Origin of the sequence: Rhizobium sp. CRRU65 (assembly GCF_048551595.1) — a bacterium.
Taxonomy (GTDB): domain Bacteria; phylum Pseudomonadota; class Alphaproteobacteria; order Rhizobiales; family Rhizobiaceae; genus Rhizobium; species Rhizobium leguminosarum_J.
The window spans coordinates 38,235-54,337 of the sequence record NZ_JBLYZH010000011.1; the positions used below are offsets into that span (position 1 = coordinate 38,235).

13 protein-coding genes are annotated in these 16,103 nt (G+C 61.0%); 8 read left to right on the forward strand and 5 right to left on the reverse strand.

From position 1 onward, the window contains the following. Positions 1-113: 113 nt before the first annotated feature. The 3 genes from ACM5SV_RS21635 to cysQ form a co-directional block, all read right to left on the reverse strand. Positions 114-839, reverse strand: a complete 726-nt coding sequence (locus ACM5SV_RS21635) for a sugar transferase (RefSeq protein ID WP_017994975.1) — start codon at positions 837-839, stop codon at positions 114-116. A 173-nt stretch (positions 840-1,012) separates the two neighbouring features. Beyond that, the gene (locus tag ACM5SV_RS21640) at positions 1,013-1,294 is read right to left on the reverse strand and encodes a hypothetical protein (RefSeq protein WP_157628340.1); all 282 of its coding nucleotides are present in this window, start codon (positions 1,292-1,294) and stop codon (positions 1,013-1,015) included. 188 nt (positions 1,295-1,482) lie between these two features. Continuing rightward, complete coding sequence (gene cysQ, locus ACM5SV_RS21645) at positions 1,483-2,280, reverse strand: 3'(2'),5'-bisphosphate nucleotidase CysQ (protein ID WP_012758699.1); 798 nt, start codon at positions 2,278-2,280, stop codon at positions 1,483-1,485. Between the two features lie 543 nt (positions 2,281-2,823). On the opposite strand from cysQ, the gene ACM5SV_RS21650 reads away from it, so the two are divergent. From ACM5SV_RS21650 to ACM5SV_RS21680, 7 genes are all read left to right on the forward strand, one after another. Further along, positions 2,824-3,726: a branched-chain amino acid ABC transporter permease gene (locus ACM5SV_RS21650; RefSeq protein WP_003561974.1), complete on the forward strand. Its 903-nt coding sequence runs from the start codon at positions 2,824-2,826 to the stop codon at positions 3,724-3,726. Between the two features lie 4 nt (positions 3,727-3,730). Next, positions 3,731-5,122 (forward strand): high-affinity branched-chain amino acid ABC transporter permease LivM, encoded by a 1,392-nt coding sequence (livM, locus tag ACM5SV_RS21655; protein ID WP_017994972.1) that lies wholly within the window; start codon positions 3,731-3,733, stop codon positions 5,120-5,122. After that, on the forward strand, positions 5,122-5,997 hold the full coding sequence (locus ACM5SV_RS21660) for an ABC transporter ATP-binding protein (protein WP_012758697.1): 876 nt from the start codon (positions 5,122-5,124) through the stop codon (positions 5,995-5,997). Before livM ends, ACM5SV_RS21660 begins: the two co-directional genes overlap by 1 nt. Then, the gene (locus ACM5SV_RS21665; RefSeq protein WP_012758696.1) at positions 5,997-6,740 is read left to right on the forward strand and encodes an ABC transporter ATP-binding protein; all 744 of its coding nucleotides are present in this window, start codon (positions 5,997-5,999) and stop codon (positions 6,738-6,740) included. The genes ACM5SV_RS21660 and ACM5SV_RS21665 overlap by 1 nt, the downstream gene beginning before the upstream one ends. 19 nt (positions 6,741-6,759) lie before the next feature. Then, positions 6,760-7,113, forward strand: a complete 354-nt coding sequence (locus ACM5SV_RS21670; protein ID WP_003561969.1) for a DUF6867 family protein — start codon at positions 6,760-6,762, stop codon at positions 7,111-7,113. Between the two features lie 120 nt (positions 7,114-7,233). Further along, complete coding sequence (locus ACM5SV_RS21675; protein WP_003542332.1) at positions 7,234-8,355, forward strand: branched-chain amino acid ABC transporter substrate-binding protein; 1,122 nt, start codon at positions 7,234-7,236, stop codon at positions 8,353-8,355. A 135-nt stretch (positions 8,356-8,490) separates the two neighbouring features. Further along, complete coding sequence (locus ACM5SV_RS21680) at positions 8,491-9,462, forward strand: 2-hydroxyacid dehydrogenase (RefSeq protein WP_222015848.1); 972 nt, start codon at positions 8,491-8,493, stop codon at positions 9,460-9,462. 134 nt (positions 9,463-9,596) lie between these two features. Here the strand turns inward: ACM5SV_RS21680 and ACM5SV_RS21685 are convergent, their stop codons facing one another. Together ACM5SV_RS21685 and ACM5SV_RS21690 are read right to left on the reverse strand one after the other, a co-directional pair. Then, positions 9,597-10,514 (reverse strand): DNA-binding response regulator, encoded by a 918-nt coding sequence (locus tag ACM5SV_RS21685; RefSeq protein ID WP_113546110.1) that lies wholly within the window; start codon positions 10,512-10,514, stop codon positions 9,597-9,599. Continuing rightward, positions 10,507-13,893, reverse strand: a complete 3,387-nt coding sequence (locus ACM5SV_RS21690) for an ATP-binding protein (protein WP_113546109.1) — start codon at positions 13,891-13,893, stop codon at positions 10,507-10,509. Before ACM5SV_RS21690 ends, ACM5SV_RS21685 begins: the two co-directional genes overlap by 8 nt. 178 nt (positions 13,894-14,071) lie before the next feature. Between ACM5SV_RS21690 and ACM5SV_RS21695 the strand changes: the two genes are divergently transcribed. Beyond that, complete coding sequence (locus tag ACM5SV_RS21695) at positions 14,072-15,976, forward strand: acid phosphatase (RefSeq protein WP_128406859.1); 1,905 nt, start codon at positions 14,072-14,074, stop codon at positions 15,974-15,976. Positions 15,977-16,103: the final 127 nt, after the last annotated feature.

Here is a 16,103-nt window from a genome sequence, read left to right on the forward strand (position 1 = left end):
CACAAAGCTAAAGCTTGGCAGCATGTCGCGCAAAGTGTGCATCGGTTTGCGCGACATGCGTGAAAACAACGACCGAAAGCGCGAGGAGCCGATCTGAAAGATCGCGACGCGCTTTAAAAGCCTTTTCCGCGGGTCAGCTCCGACACGACGGTTCCGGCAACGATGCGCATATCCATCCAGATCGAGAAATTCCCGACATAGTAGAGATCGCTGGCGATGCGGGCACGCGCCTTGGCCGGACGATCGGTCGGGCCGCGCAGGCCGCGCATCTGGGCAAGACCCGTCATGCCGGGACGCATCGCATGGCGCTGATGATATTCCGGTACGAGTTCTTCGTAGAGCACGCCGCCGGCGCGCATGCCGATCGCATGGCAGCGCGGACCGACGACCGACATGTGGCCCAGCAGCACGTTCAGCAACTGCGGCAACTCATCGACATTCGTACGGCGCAGAATGGCGCCGATGCGCGTGACGCGCGGATCGTTCATTACCGTCTGGGCAACGCCGGAGACGTCGCAGAGGTCGGTGCGCATGGAACGGAACTTGTAGACCTTGATGGCCTTGCAGTTCTTGCCCCAGCGGGTCTGCTTGAAGAGCACCGGCCCCGGGCTGTCGATCTTGATCAGCAGGGCGACGAACAGAAGGAAAGGGGCGAGGACGAGGAGGGCGCTCAACGACGAAACAATGTCGAACGCCCGCTTCAGGACCAGATCCAGCAACGGCGCCTGCGGCGCATCGCTGTGGATAACAGGGGTCTGGATCTTCAGGCTCGGCTGCTGGCGGCGGCTCGGCCGGAAGGACTCTGTCGAAATGCTGTTGTTTAGTTCCGTGATGCTCAAGGATCGTACTCTGTTGTCTTCGAGGGGGCGCGGCGGCAAAAGGCGATCAATGGTTTACCCTGTCACCAGGGCTGCACTTAGGTCTTGGTAACCCTACTAAAACGGAAAAATGCGACAATTGTGTAATGGTGTCCAGAGAAATATCGCATCGCAGCAAATCTTTCGCAATTGCGTTAAGTTGAGGCAAGCTCATGATATTTCGTTAATAATTGGAATTTTGTCAAAGTTTTTAGGCCTTTGGAGGGGTTCGCCGCAGGCTGGCGACGTGCCGATTCGACACGTGGGCCGTGGCTCTTAAGCGTATTTCTTAACGAAAGACGATGCGAAATTTTTCTGATGAAGATATCGATCATCGTCGAAGCCGTGCCGAAATGTGACAAAATCAAGGCAGGATTGATGGCGCGCGGCGTCTTGAAAAGATGCAGGGCAATGAATTCGCAGCCCGAATCGCTCAATCAGGCCCGATAACGCGAATCACTTCACAGCTAGAAATAGGATCGTGGCACGCTTTGAGGGGAGGCGGCTCGCTCAGTTGGGGTGTGCATGCATGAGGTCGACCGCGGATCGTAGCGGCGGGCCTGAACACGTGGCGGCGATGCAAAGGATTTGCCGCTTGCCGGTCTTCAGCGATTCCCGCGGGTGGTTACGCCGGTTCGAGGACGCGTTTCCTGCCGCCCCAGGAGATGAAGTTCGGGTTGGCGAAGTCGAAATCGGCGGCCGTTCCCGTTTTGCCGTAGGTCAGTGGCGTCCCGTCCAGAGTCACCGTCGAACCGCCGGCTGCGCGCAGCACCGCATCGCCGGCTGCGGTGTCCCACTCCATCGTGCGGGTGAAACGCGGATAGACGTCGGCCTTGCCTTCGGCCAGCAGGCAGAATTTCAGCGAGGAGCCGATATTGGTGCATTTGAAGATCGCTTGATCGGCGAGGAAGCTTCCAGTCTCCGGGCTGTTGTGGCGAAGGCTTGCAAGCGCCAGCCTGTCGTCCGGCTGCTCGCGCACCGTGATCGCGCTGCGTGCGCCAACCGTGAAATCGTCCATGACGACGAGCCTTTCGGCGTGGCCGCGTTCTCCGGAGAAGGCAAGCCCCAGCGCCGGCGCATAGACGATGCCGGCAATCGGGGCGCCGTTCTCGATATAGGCGATGTTGACGGTGAACTCCTGCCGTCCGTCGACGAATTCACGGGTGCCGTCGAGAGGGTCGACCAGGAAGAAGCCTCGGCCATCGATGTCGGGCACTTTGCCAGCGGCGACCGATTCTTCCGCCACGACGGGTATTTCGGGATAGTCTCTGGCGAGATGCGCGAGGATGATGCGCTCGGCCTCCTCGTCGGCGACCGTGACCGGACTTGCATCCGCCTTCATGGCGACGGGGAAGCCTTCGCGCAGGACCGTGATGATGGCCCTGCCGGCTTCGAGCGCCGCCTTTTCAAATGTCCTCAGCATCGTCCTTTTGCCGTTCGCCACGCGGCGAGCACCCCGCTGTCGCTCGTCCGCAAACCATCCCTGTCACAACCAGATACTCAAGTTATATGGTGTTCCCCGTCATGCTCCGCATCCCCCAATACAATGCCTGATGATGCTACCATAAATTTTCAGCCTTGTCAGACGAAGAAGCGGGCATCGCTCGTGAAATGGCATTCGTCAAAGAAGCTGCCTTGGGGTCTGAATTTGCTCCATTGTCCAATTCTGTGGAATAGCTTACGCAGCAAGCGGCGCAGGAAATCGACGGCGACATCTCCGGACGGTTAACCCAGTGGCGGTTTCTGGCTAAAAATAGGCCCTGCTCTGCCGTTTTTCTGTGGATTTTGGTTCAAAACGCGCCATTTAGGCCTGTTCAGACAAGAATCTGTCGAAGTAAATCCTTTTTGTCTTCACATTTCCAACGAAACCGCTATGCATTCGGCCTATGAGGTTCTCTGAAACGGAGAACTGAAGAACCAAAAAGAGATGCAGCATTTTCGGCTCGCATCCAGGGGAAAACGACATATGGAGTATTTCGTCCAGCAGCTCTTAAACGGGCTGACGCTCGGATCCATCTATGGCCTCGTGGCTATTGGCTATACGATGGTTTACGGCATTATCGGCATGATCAATTTCGCCCATGGCGACATCTTCATGCTTGGTGGTTTCGCCGCTCTTATCGTCTTCCTCGTCCTCACATCCATCTTCGCAGGTCTCCCGGTGGCCGTTCTGCTGCTGGCGATGCTTGTTGTCGCGATGTTGATGACGAGTTTGTGGAACTGGACGATTGAGCGCGTCGCATACCGTCCCCTGCGCGGTTCCTTCCGCCTGGCGCCGCTGATTACCGCGATCGGTATGTCGATCACGCTGTCCAACTTCATCCAGGTGACGCAGGGCCCGCGCAACAAGCCGATTCCACCGATGGTGAGCACGGTCTACCAGTTCGGCAACATCTCGGTGTCGCTGAAACAGATTATCATCATCGTGATCACGGCAGTGCTGCTGACGATCTTCTGGTACATCGTCAACCGCACCGCACTCGGCCGTGCCCAGCGCGCTACAGAGCAGGATCGCAAGATGGCGGCGCTGCTCGGCGTCAACGTCGACCAGACGATCTCGATCACTTTCGTTATGGGTGCGGCTCTCGCAGCCGTCGCCGGCACGATGTACCTGATGTATTATGGCGTCGCCTCGTTTAACGACGGCTTCACGCCTGGTGTGAAGGCCTTCACGGCAGCCGTTCTCGGCGGTATCGGTTCGTTACCCGGCGCCGTCTTCGGCGGCCTGCTTATCGGCCTTATCGAGTCGCTGTGGTCGGCATACTTCACCATCGCCTACAAAGACGTCGCGACCTTTGCGATCCTGGCTTTCGTGTTGATCTTCAAGCCGACCGGCATCCTCGGGCGGCCGGAAGTCGAGAAGGTATAACGTCATGGCAAACATTGAAAATTCTGCAGGCAAGCCCGATGCCGGACTTGTCCGCAAAGGCCTTACCGAAGCTCTTTTCGCCGCCGTCCTGTCGTTCGGCATGTTCGTTCTCTATGTCGGCCTCAAGACCGACCAGAACATCAGCAACGAGCTGATCATCGTCCAGCGCTGGGGCCTGCTTGCGATCTTCGTCGCGGTCGCCGCCATCGGCCGCTTCGCCACAGTGGTTTTCCTGCGGCCGCATCTCGACAGCCGCAAGCTGGCAAAGGCGAGACAGGGCGAACTCGACATCTCAACCGAGAAGAGCTTCTTCCACCGGCATTTCCTGAAGATCGCGCTGATCGCGCTGCTGCTTTATCCCATGGTGGTGGTGGCGATCAAAGGCCCTCAGGGCTCGCTGACATATGTCGACAATTTCGGCATCCAGATCCTGATCTATGTGATGCTCGCCTGGGGGCTGAACATCGTCGTCGGCCTCGCCGGCCTGCTCGACCTCGGTTACGTCGCCTTCTATGCCGTCGGCGCTTATTCCTACGCGCTGCTTTCGAGCTATTTCGGCCTATCCTTCTGGGTGCTGCTGCCGCTTTCGGGCATCTTCGCGGCACTCTGGGGCGTCATTCTCGGCTTCCCGGTGCTGCGCCTGCGCGGCGATTACCTCGCCATCGTGACGCTTGCCTTCGGTGAAATCATTCGTCTCGTCCTCATCAACTGGACTGACGTGACGAGGGGCACCTTCGGTATATCGAGCATCCCGAAGGCAACACTCTTCGGCATTCCTTTCGATGCGACGGCCGGCGGTTTTGCCAAGCTCTTTCACCTGCCGCCCTCCTCGGCCTACTACAAGATCTTCCTTTTCTATCTTATTCTGATGCTCTGCATGCTGACGGCCTATGTCACCATCCGGCTACGCCGCATGCCGATTGGACGCGCCTGGGAAGCTTTGCGCGAAGACGAGATCGCCTGCCGTTCGCTCGGCATCAACACGGTGACGACCAAGCTGACCGCCTTTGCGACGGGCGCGATGTTTGCCGGTTTCGCCGGCTCGTTCTTCGCCGCCCGGCAGGGCTTCGTCTCGCCGGAATCCTTTGTCTTCCTGGAATCGGCCGTCATTCTCGCCATCGTCGTTCTTGGCGGCATGGGTTCGTTGACCGGCATCGCGATTGCCGCGATCGTCATGGTCGGCGGCACCGAGTTGTTGCGCAGCATGGACTTCCTAAAACTCATCTTCGGACCCGACTTTACGCCGGAACTCTACCGCATGCTGATCTTCGGCCTCGCCATGGTCGTCGTCATGCTGTTCAAGCCGCGCGGCTTCGTCGGCTCGCGTGAGCCGACAGCCTTCCTCAGAGAGCGCAAGGCGATATCCGGAAGCTTCATCAAGGAGGGGCATGGTTGATGAGCCCCGTAACGAATACGATGTCTGACGACACTCTTCTCAAGGTCGAACACCTGTCGATGAAGTTCGGCGGCCTGATGGCCATCAACGACTTCTCCTTCGAAGCCAAGCGTGGCGATATCACCGCGCTGATCGGGCCGAACGGCGCCGGCAAGACCACCGTCTTCAACTGCATCACCGGCTTCTACAAGCCGACGATGGGCATGATCACGTTCAACCAGAAGAGCGGCAAGCAATACCTGCTGGAGCGCCTGCCGGACTTTCGCATCACCAGGGAAGCCAAGGTCGCACGCACCTTCCAGAACATCCGGCTGTTCTCCGGCCTGACCGTTCTCGAAAACCTTCTGGTTGCCCAGCACAACAAGCTGATGAAGGCATCGGGTTATACGATCCTCGGCCTTATCGGTGTCGGCCCCTACAGGCGGGAAGCGGCTGCGGCAATCGAACTCGCCCGTTTCTGGCTCGAGAAGGCCGATCTGATCGACCGCGCCGACGACCCCGCCGGCGATTTGCCCTACGGCGCCCAGCGGCGTCTCGAAATTGCCCGCGCCATGTGCACCGGTCCGGAGCTGCTCTGCCTCGATGAACCGGCTGCCGGCCTCAACCCACGGGAATCGGCAACGCTCAACGCACTGCTGAAGAGCATTCGCGCCGAAACCGGAACGTCGATCCTTCTGATCGAGCACGACATGTCCGTGGTCATGGAAATCTCCGACCACGTCGTCGTCCTCGAATACGGTCAGAAGATTTCCGATGGCACACCGGATCACGTGAAGAACGATCCGCGGGTCATCGCGGCCTATCTCGGTGTCGAGGATGAAGAAGTGGAAGAGGTGATCGCAGCCGTCGAGCAGCTCGAGGGAGGCGCAAACTGATGGGCGATGAAGTAATGACGGGTCAACCGCTCCTTCAGGTGAATAGCGTCGAAACCTATTACGGCAATATCCGGGCGCTGGCCGGCGTCGATGTCCACGTCAACAAGGGCGAGATCGTCAGCCTGATCGGCGCCAACGGCGCCGGCAAGTCGACACTGATGATGACGATCTGCGGCAGCCCGCAGGCCCGCACCGGTTCGGTGGTCTTCGAGGGCCGCGACATCACCCACATGCCGACGCATGAAATCGCCCGTCTGCGCATTGCACAGTCACCGGAAGGCCGCCGCATCTTCCCGCGCATGACGGTTCTGGAAAACCTTCAGATGGGCGCTGGCCTCGACAATCTGAAACACTTCGCCGAAGACGTCGAGAAGATCTTCACGCTCTTCCCGCGTCTCAAGGAACGTCACGCCCAGCGGGGCGGAACACTTTCGGGCGGTGAACAGCAGATGCTGTCGATCGGCCGCGCGCTGATGGCGCGCCCGAAGCTGCTGCTTCTCGACGAACCCTCGCTCGGTCTCGCGCCGCTGATCGTCAAGGGCATCTTCGAGGCGATCAAAAAGCTCAACGAGGCGGAGGGGCTGACCGTTTTCCTCGTCGAGCAGAACGCATTCGCCGCCCTCAGGCTTTCTCACCGCGCCTACGTGATGGTGAACGGCAAGGTGACGATGAGCGGCTCCGGCAAGGAGCTTCTTGCCAATCCCGAGGTCCGCGCCGCCTATCTCGAAGGCGGAAGACACTAGGTGGAAAGGAGAGTTTGACATGCAGGGACTTTTCTTCGAAGCGGATGCCGGCCCCCTTGTGGCGATCCGTGTCATCGTCTTGCTCTTAGGCTTTTGGACGGCCTGGCGCGCCGGCAAAGCGGTTGCCGAAGGCTGGGCCGACTATCCGTTGGTCATCGTCTATACATTCCTGCTCGCCTGGGCGATGCAGTTCCTGCATCATGCCCTGTTCAATGGGCCGATGCTCAACGCCTTCTACTATATCCTCGACTTTGTGACGCTGTTGGTGTTCTCTACGGCCGGCTTCCGTTACCGCCGCACCAATCAGATGGTTAACAACTATTACTGGCTGTACGAAAAAACTTCCGCGTTTTCGTGGAAGGACAAACATTGACAGTCCGTTGAAACTAGGCATGAATTGCCTTCCGAGTGGAACAGCTTTCCTGGCGCAGTCAATGGTGGGTAGTGCGCTGGGCCTTGGACCGGAACCCGCCCAAAAATTGGGAGTAATAATATGAAGAAGTCTCTTCTGTCGGCAGTGGCTCTGACGGCGATGGTCGCCTTCAGCGGCAACGCGTGGGCCGACGTTCTCATCGCTGTCGCTGGTCCACTGACTGGACCGAACGCCGCATTCGGCGCTCAGCTCCAGAAGGGTGCCGAACAGGCAGCCGCCGACATCAACGCGGCTGGCGGCATCAACGGCGAGCAGATCAAGATCGAGCTCGGCGACGACGTCTCCGACCCGAAGCAGGGCATTTCGGTCGCCAACAAGTTCGCCGCTGACGGCGTCAAGTTCGTCATCGGCCACTTCAACTCGGGCGTTTCGATCCCGGCTTCGGAAGTCTATGCCGAAAACGGCATCCTCGAAATCACCCCGGCCGCGACGAACCCGACCTTCACGGAACGGGGCCTCTGGAACACGTTCCGCACCTGCGGCCGTGACGACCAGCAGGGTGCCATCGCCGGCAAGTATCTTGCCGATCACTTCAAGGACGCCAAGATCGCTGTCGTTCACGACAAGACCCCTTACGGTCAGGGCCTTGCCGACGAAACCAAGAAGGCTATGAACGCCGCCGGCGTCACCGAAGTCATTTACGAAGGCATCAATGTCGGCGACAAGGACTTCTCGGCACTCATCGCCAAGATGAAGGAAGCCGGCGTCTCGATCATCTATTGGGGTGGTCTGCACACCGAAGCCGGTCTCATCATCCGCCAGGCGGCCGACCAGGGCCTGAAGGCGACGCTGGTTTCGGGCGACGGTATCGTTTCGAACGAACTGGCCTCGATCGCTGGCGACGCCGTTGCCGGTACGCTTAACACCTTCGGCCCGGATCCGACGGCGAACCCTGCGAACAAGGAACTCGTCGAAAAGTTCAAGGCCGCTGGTTTCAATCCGGAAGCCTACACGCTCTATTCCTACGCTGCGATGCAGACGATCGCCGGAGCCGCCAAGGCTGCCGGTTCGCTGGATCCTGAGGCCGTTGCCAAGGCCATGAAGGAAAAGGGCCCGTTCCCGACCGTTCTCGGCGACATTTCGTTCGACGAAAAGGGCGACCCGAAGATTCCTGGCTACATCATGTACGAATGGAAGAAGGGTCCGGACGGCAAGTACAGCTACTTCCCGCAGGGCATGTAAGCCTCGCTCCCCTTTATGGGACATGATTATCGAAGCCCGGTTCCGACCGGGCTTCTTTCTTTTTGCGGGCGTTTCAATTTTCGCCTGGCTGGTCTAACTCTTGGCATCGTTTTGAAGCATCGAGCGGAACCGTCCATGTCCAAACCCCGCATTCTCGTCACCCGGCGCTGGCCAGCCACGGTGGAAACCGTCCTTGCTGAACGTTTCGATGTGACGTTCAATCGTGACGATATCCCGCTCGCTGAAAACGAGCTGCGGCTGGCGCTCTCGACCTTTGAAGCCGTATTGCCGACGGTTTCCGATCGGTTGCCCGCCGCCGTCTTCGACGGCGTGCCTGTTGTCACCAAGATCCTTGGCAATTTCGGCGTCGGCTACAATCACATCGATATATCCGCTGCCAAGGAGAGAGGCATTGCGGTCACAAACACGCCGGGCGTGCTGACCGACTGCACGGCCGATATCGCCATGCTGCTGCTGCTCTCCGTTGCCCGGCGTGGCGGTGAGGGCGAGCGGCAGCTACGCGCTGGTGAATGGAAGGGCTGGTGCCCGACGCATATGGTCGGCACCAAGGTGACGGGGAAGACGGTCGGCATTATCGGTTTCGGCCGGATCGGCAAGGCCTTCGCGCAACGCTGCCAATTCGGCTTCGGCATGGATGTGGTGTTCTTCAACCGCTCACCGATCAATCCGGCTGAGGCGGCGCGTTACGCCGCGCGGCAACTGCCGACGATCGAGGCTGTGCTCGCGGTGGCCGATTTCGTCTCGCTGCATTGCCCAGGTGGAGCAGAGAACCGGCACCTGATGAATGCGGCGCGGCTTGCGGCGATGAAGCCGGGCGCCTTTCTCATCAATACGGCGCGTGGCGACGTGGTGGATGAGGCGGCGCTGATTGCAGCGCTCGAGGCGGGCACGATCCGCGGCGCCGGGCTTGACGTCTACGAGGCGGAACCCGATGTGCCGGAGGCGCTGCGGCGGATGGAGAACGTTATGGTGCTGCCGCATCTCGGCAGCGCCACGGAAGAGACGCGGACCGCCATGGGTATGAAGGTGGTTGACAACGTGACGGCGTTTTTCGAGGGCAGAGATGTGCCGGATCGGGTGGTTTAGCGCCTAGAGCATGATGCCGAAAAGTGTGAGCGGTTTTCGGACGACATCATGCTCTAACTATTTAATTTAGAACAGGATTCAGATTTTAGGCCGAACAGGCCTAAAATCATCCTGTTCTAGCCTCCAACACCATCTTACATCTCGTACAGCACATGCGTGGCTTTCACGGCGGCCGAGGCGCGGTTCTCGACGCCGAGCTTCACGTAAATCTGTTCGAGGTGTTTGTTCACCGTCCGCGCCGACAGTCCCAATATTTCACCGATGTCGCGGTTGGCCTTGCCCTTGGCGATCCAGAGCAGCACTTCGGATTCGCGCTGGGTGAGTGAGAAGCGCTGGCGCAGCACCTCGTCGTCGCTGCGCTGACTGGCGGCGGTGAGGCGGAAGAGATATTCGTCAGGGCCGATTGCGCCGAGGAAGGCGAGCTGCAGCGCCGCCTGGCCGGCATGGGCGATCGAGATGATGCCGTCGCGCACCGCGGCGACGCGGTCGCGCATCCAGCCGGCGATATGGCGGACGACGATTTCCATGCCGTCGTCGCTGCCCATGGCGGCATTGACCAGACGTGTAGCTTGCGGCGTTGACCAGTGGATGGCGCCGTCGCCCTTGACTGCCAGCAGATGGCGGCCGGCCGCGTCCAGGGCGATGCGGGCGCTTTGGGCCGAGCGAGCGTTGCGCAGATGGACGCGGATGCGGGCGCGCAGTTCATCGATGTTGATCGGTTTGCTGAGATAATCGACGCCGCCCGATTCCAGCGCGTGCACGACATGCTCGGTCTCGGTCAGGCCGGTCATGAAGACGACAGGCACCTGCGCTACCGCGGCATTCGCCTTCAGCCGGCGGCAGGTCTCGAAGCCATCCATGCTGGGCATGACCGCGTCGAGCAGGATGAGATCGGGCGTGATGCGCTCGACGATACCAAGTGCCGCCGTACCCGATGTGGCGATCAGCACGGAGAAGCCGGATTGTTCGAGCGCGTCAGTCATGAAGCCGAGAGCTTCGGCCGAGTCGTCGACCAGCAGAACGATGTCGCGGGGGAGGGCCGGCTCAGCCAATGGATTCCACCTTTTCGTCGAAGTCGTGCAGGAAGGTCATGAAGCCGGCGAGATCGAAGGCGGCGACATAGGCGCGAAGTTCCTCCGTGAATGGCTGATTTGCCTCCACCTTGGCAAGGTCCGAAAGCTTGGCTTCGATGCCTCTGATATAGCCGATCTCGCCGAGCCGCAGCAATTCTTGCACATGGGCAGCACCTGGGCTCAGCATCGGCGCTTCGATCTTGACAGGAACGGCTGGTGTGGCATCGGCATAGATCCATGCCAGGCCAAGATGCAGGGCGAGCTTGTCGCGCAGCTGGCGGATGTCGACCGGCTTGCCGATCGCATCGTTGTGGCTGTCGTCACTGTCGCTGAGAACTGCCGCATCACCGATATTGGCCGACAGCATCAGCACCGGCGCTGTCTGTCCGGCCTCGCGCAGACGCGAGACGAGCTGCCAGCCGTTCATGCCGGGCATCAGAATATCGACGAGGAAAAGATCCGGCATGATGCCCTCGATCAGCGTCAGGCATTCGCCGCCGCCTGCTGCCGTCAGCACGATGAAATCGAGCGGCGCCAGGATCTCGCGCATCATCTCGCGGTGGTCCTCGTTATCATCGACGACGACGATCGTGCGGCGCGGGCCGTCATAACCGACGATGCGCTTCTCCTGCGGCGCTGCGGCCACGGCGCGCATGACGGCGGACAGCATCAGCCGGACGCGGAAGGTCGAGCCTTCGTCCTTCACGCTTGAAACCGAGATCTCGCCACCGAGCGTGTTGGTCAGAAGCCGGGTGATGGTGAGGCCGAGGCCGAGCCCCGGCATTGGCCGCACGCTTTCGGCCTCGCCGCGCTGGAAGGGTTCGTAGATGCGGGGCAGGTCTTTCTCGGTGATGCCTCGGCCGGTATCGGCGACGGTAAAGGTCGCGACCTGGCTGCGATAGCCGACATCGAAGGTGACGCTGCCCTCGTCAGTGAACTTGATGGCATTGGAGAGCAGGTTGACGAGAATCTGGCGCAGGCGCTTTTCGTCGGTGCGGACGAATTGCGGCAAGGCCGGCGCGCGCTCATGGATGAAGGCGAGCCCCTTTGCCTGCGCCTGTGGCCGGAACATATCGACGATCTGGTCGAGGAAATCCTGGATGTTGATCTCGTTGGAATAGACCTGCAGGCGGCCGGCTTCGATCTTGGAAATATCGAGCAGGCCGTCGATCAGCCCGGAGAGGTGTTCGGCGCTGCGGCGGATGACCTTGATCGAGGACTGGCGCGGCGCCGGAATGGTCTCGTCGCGTTCGAGGATCTGGGCGTAGCCGAGCACGGCGTTCAGCGGCGTGCGTAATTCATGGCTGAGCCCGACGACATAGCGGCTCTTGGCGCGGTTGGCGGCCTCGGCCGTTTCCTTGGCGTTCTGCAGGGCAGCGTCGGTCTTCTTATGGGCGGCGATTTCCTTGAGCAGCAGCGTGTTCTGGCGCGAGGATTCCTCCTCGGCAACGACGCGGCTGTCATGGGCGAGCACATAGAACCAGCAGACGACGCCTGCGATCACCGAGAAGACGAAGAAGACGATGAAGATGGTGCGGTTGACGACCTCGGCCGTCTCAGGGGAGGCGGAGGCGACCTGATGGGCGATCATCGCCAGGATCGCGCCGATGGCGGTCAACGCCAGCACGACGGCGATGCCGTAGCGGCCGAGGCGCGTCGTCAGCTTCTCGATGATGGTTTCAGGCAGCAGCACCTTGGCGACGGTGCCGACCTGCGCATTGAAACGGGCGGCCGGCTTGCACATGTCGTGGCAGCGGCTGTCGAGCGAGCAGCAGAGCGAGCAGATCGGCGCGGCATAGGCCGGGCACCAGGCCATATCCTCCGGCTCGAAGGGATGCTCGCAGACCGAGCAGGTGATGTTCGTCAGGTTCTTCCAGCTCTGGCGCGGCTTGCGGGCGAGATAGAACTTGCCTTTCGTTGCCCAGGCGATGAAAGGCGAGGCGACCAGCGCGACGACGAGGGTAATATAGGGAGCGAGCGAGGCGGCGATCTCGCCGAAGGCACCGAAATGGGCAATCAGCGACACCGTCGCCGATAGCGTCATGGCGCCGAGGCCGACCGGGTTGATGTCGTAGAGATGTGCGCGCTTGAACTCGATGCCGGGGGGAGCCAGCCCCAGCGGCTTGTTGATGAAGAGATCGGCGGAGATCGTGCAGAGCCAGGCCATGGCGATGATCGAGAAGATGCCGAGCGTCTCCTCCAGCAGCCGGTAGATGCCAAGTTCCATCAAAAGCAGGGCAATCGCGACGTTGAAGACCAGCCAGATGACGCGGCCGGGATGGCTGTGGGTCAGGCGCGAGAAGAAGTTCGACCAGGCGAGCGAACCTGCATAGGCGTTCATCACATTGATCTTCAGCTGTGAGACGACGACGAAGGCCGCCATCAACAGCAGCGCGGCATTGTGCCAGGGGACCATGTAGCCGAAGGCGGTCAGATACATCTGCGCCGGGTCGGCGGCGCGATCGAGGGGGACGCCCGAGGTGAAGGTCAGCACGACCAGAAATGAACCGGCAAGTAACTTCGGCGCGCCGATGATGACCCAGCCGGGGCCGGCGAGAAAGATCGCCAGGCGGTGGCGCCACTTGCGCTGCGGGTCCGGCGGCAGGAAGCGCAGGAAGTCGGCCTGTTCGCCGATCTGCGACATCAGCGCCAGGATGACGGCCGAGGCGGCGCCGAACTCCACGAGATCGAACTCGGCGACGGTGCCGGGCGGGCCGGAGGCATGGCGGATGCCGGCAAAGGCGCGCCAGAGATCGAATTTTTCCCAGTCCAGCAGGGCGATGAAGATGAAGGGCAGGATATTCAGCACTATCCAGAAGGGCTGGGTCATCAGCTGGAACTTGCTGATGAGCCGCACACCGTGTGTCACCAGGGGGATCACCATGACGGCGCTGATGATGTAGCCGATCCAGAGCGGGATGCCGAGGGTGAGCTCCAGCGCCCCGGACATGATCGAAGCCTCGATCGCAAACAGCATGAAGGTGAAGCTCGCATAGATCAGCGAGGTGATGGTCGAGCCGATATAGCCGAAGCCCGCGCCGCGTGTCAGCAGATCGATGTCGACGCCGTGGCGGATGGCGTAGCGGCTGATCGGCAGGCCGATCGCCAGCATGGCGATCGAGGCGACGATAATGGCGTAAAAGGCGTTGGTGGTGCCGTAGGAAAGCGTGATCGCGCCGCCGATCGCCTCCAGCGCCAGGAAGGAGATTGCGCCGATCGCCGTCTGCGAGATGCGCTGTGAGGAGAAATGGCGGGCGCTCTTGGCAGTGAAGCGCAGCGCATAATCTTCCAGCGTCTGGTTGGCGACCCAGCGATTATATTCGCGTCTTACCGGAATGATGCGTTGGCGCGCTGCCATGTCTTCCTTTCCGGCATTCCGGTTGGGCTCATCGTCTCTTCGGCAGTTTTGGCGGGATGGATGGGAAAGGCAAGAGGCGGGCACCGACTGGTTCACAGAATGGCAATATTTTTGCAATTGATCTTTCACATAACAGCTCTAACTCTCCGGCGTTCGTTCAACCATTTCGGGTATCACCATGTCTGTTTTAAGCTTTTGCCGCCTGAGCACCGCCCTCGTCTGCCTCCTTTCCATCGTGCCCTCGCTTGCCGGCGCCGAGCAGACCACGGCGGCGAAATCGCCTTATGCGCTGGCCGGAAACACCAACAAACGCGGTGACGCCTGCTTCTCGACGGTGGACACCAACGCTGCCGTTCACCTCCTCTCCGGCTTCCTGGAAATCTGGACCCCGCGCACGCCTTTCGTCGATGCGGGTGTCGAAGCCCCGGCCAAGGATAATTGCCCGGCGGTCGCCAAGACGGATTGGGACGGCATTCCTTCCAGCAAGACCGACGGCCATATCCTCAACCAGGCCGTCCATGACGCCAACATCGCCTATGTCGTCAAAGCAACGCGGGCGCGGACGGCCGATCAGGCCGTCGCCGCCTATCTCGACGATCGGCGCGGCAAGAATGCCAGCATCGTCGATGGCCTCGGTCCGCTGACGGATGCCTGGAAGGCCGGCTCGAAGCAGACCACCACGATCACCGAGGTGGCGGCCGACGCGACGACGGCCAAATATGACGACAAGGGCAACAATCGCGGCGCCGGCCGCAAGCCGGACACGGAAAACAAGACCGATGCCAATCCCGACATGGGCCTTGCAATCGACTTCATCAACGCCGCAAGCGGTGACGGCTCGACGGAGCCCGCAAAACGCTATTTCAAATATGGCCGTCCCTACCGCTGGAGCCAGGACGTGTCGGTCGTCCCGACGCTGGAGCCCGCCAAGAGCGGCAAGCCGGTCGAGGATGGTGGTTTCCCGAGCGGGCATACCGCGGAAGCCTGGCGGGATGCGCTCGCCATGGCCTATCTCGTGCCGCAGCGCTTTCAGGAAATGATCACGCGCGCCAGCGAGCTGGGTGAAGACCGTATTCTCGCCGGCATGCATTCTCCGCTCGACGTGATGGGCGGCCGCATGCTCGGCACCGCCACGGTCGTCTACAATCTGAACAAGGCCGACAATGCGGCGCTGAAGAGCGATGCCTACGCCCAGGCGCAGTCATGGCTCGTCGCCAAATCAGGCGTTGCGGATGCGGGTGCGCTCGAGGTTGCCGCCCACGCGGCACCGCTCGCTGCAGACCGTTTCGCCGATCATGACGCCAATCGCGCCTACGTGCTGCAGCGCCTGAGCTACGGCCTGCCGACGATCCATGCGACCGATCAACCGGCGCGCGTGCCGCAGGGCGCCGAAGCGCTTCTCGAAACGCGTCTGCCCTATCTGGACGGCGAGCAGCGCCGCGATGTGCTGAAGACGACGGAGATCGCCTCCGGCTATCCGCTGCTCGACGATGCGGAAGGTTACGGCCGTCTCAACCTGTTTGCCGCCGCCGACGGTTACGGTGCGTTCGAAGAGGACGTGACCGTGACGATGGACGCGGCAAAGGGCGGGTTCAATTCGATCGACACCTGGCGGAACGACATCACCGGCAGGGGCAGGCTGGTGAAGCGTGGCAACGGCATCCTCGGGCTGTCGGGCGCCAACAGCTATTCCGGCGGCACCATGCTGGAAGAGGGCGCGCTGGTGGCCCTGTCGTCGTCGGCCTTCGGTCGTGGCGGGCTGACGGTCAACGGTGGCTCGCTCGTTCTGGCGGCCGACAAGCCGTTGACCGTGAGCGGCGACTATCAGCAGCTCGCCAATGCCACGACGAAGCCGGCGCTCGGCGCAAACGGCGCGGGGACGCTGGTCGTCGAGGGCAAGGCGGCGCTGGCCGGCGACCTCGCCGTGACGCTTGTCGACGGTTATGCCCCGACGCCCGGAACGAAGATCGAAATCCTCAAGGCGGGTGCCGTGACCGGCACCTTCGGCAAGGTCACCGTCTCCGGCCACAAGGCGAGCCTCTCCTATGGCCCGACATCCGTCACCTTGACGATCGACGGATAATTTCCGGTATCGAGATAGGGCATCCCTGCTGCGAGGATGCCCTTCCTTCTCTGGCCTGCCTGTTTGACCCCCGCGCCTACGTCATTTTGCGTATGTGTTTTTGCGCTGCAGCACCCGATAGTCCCTT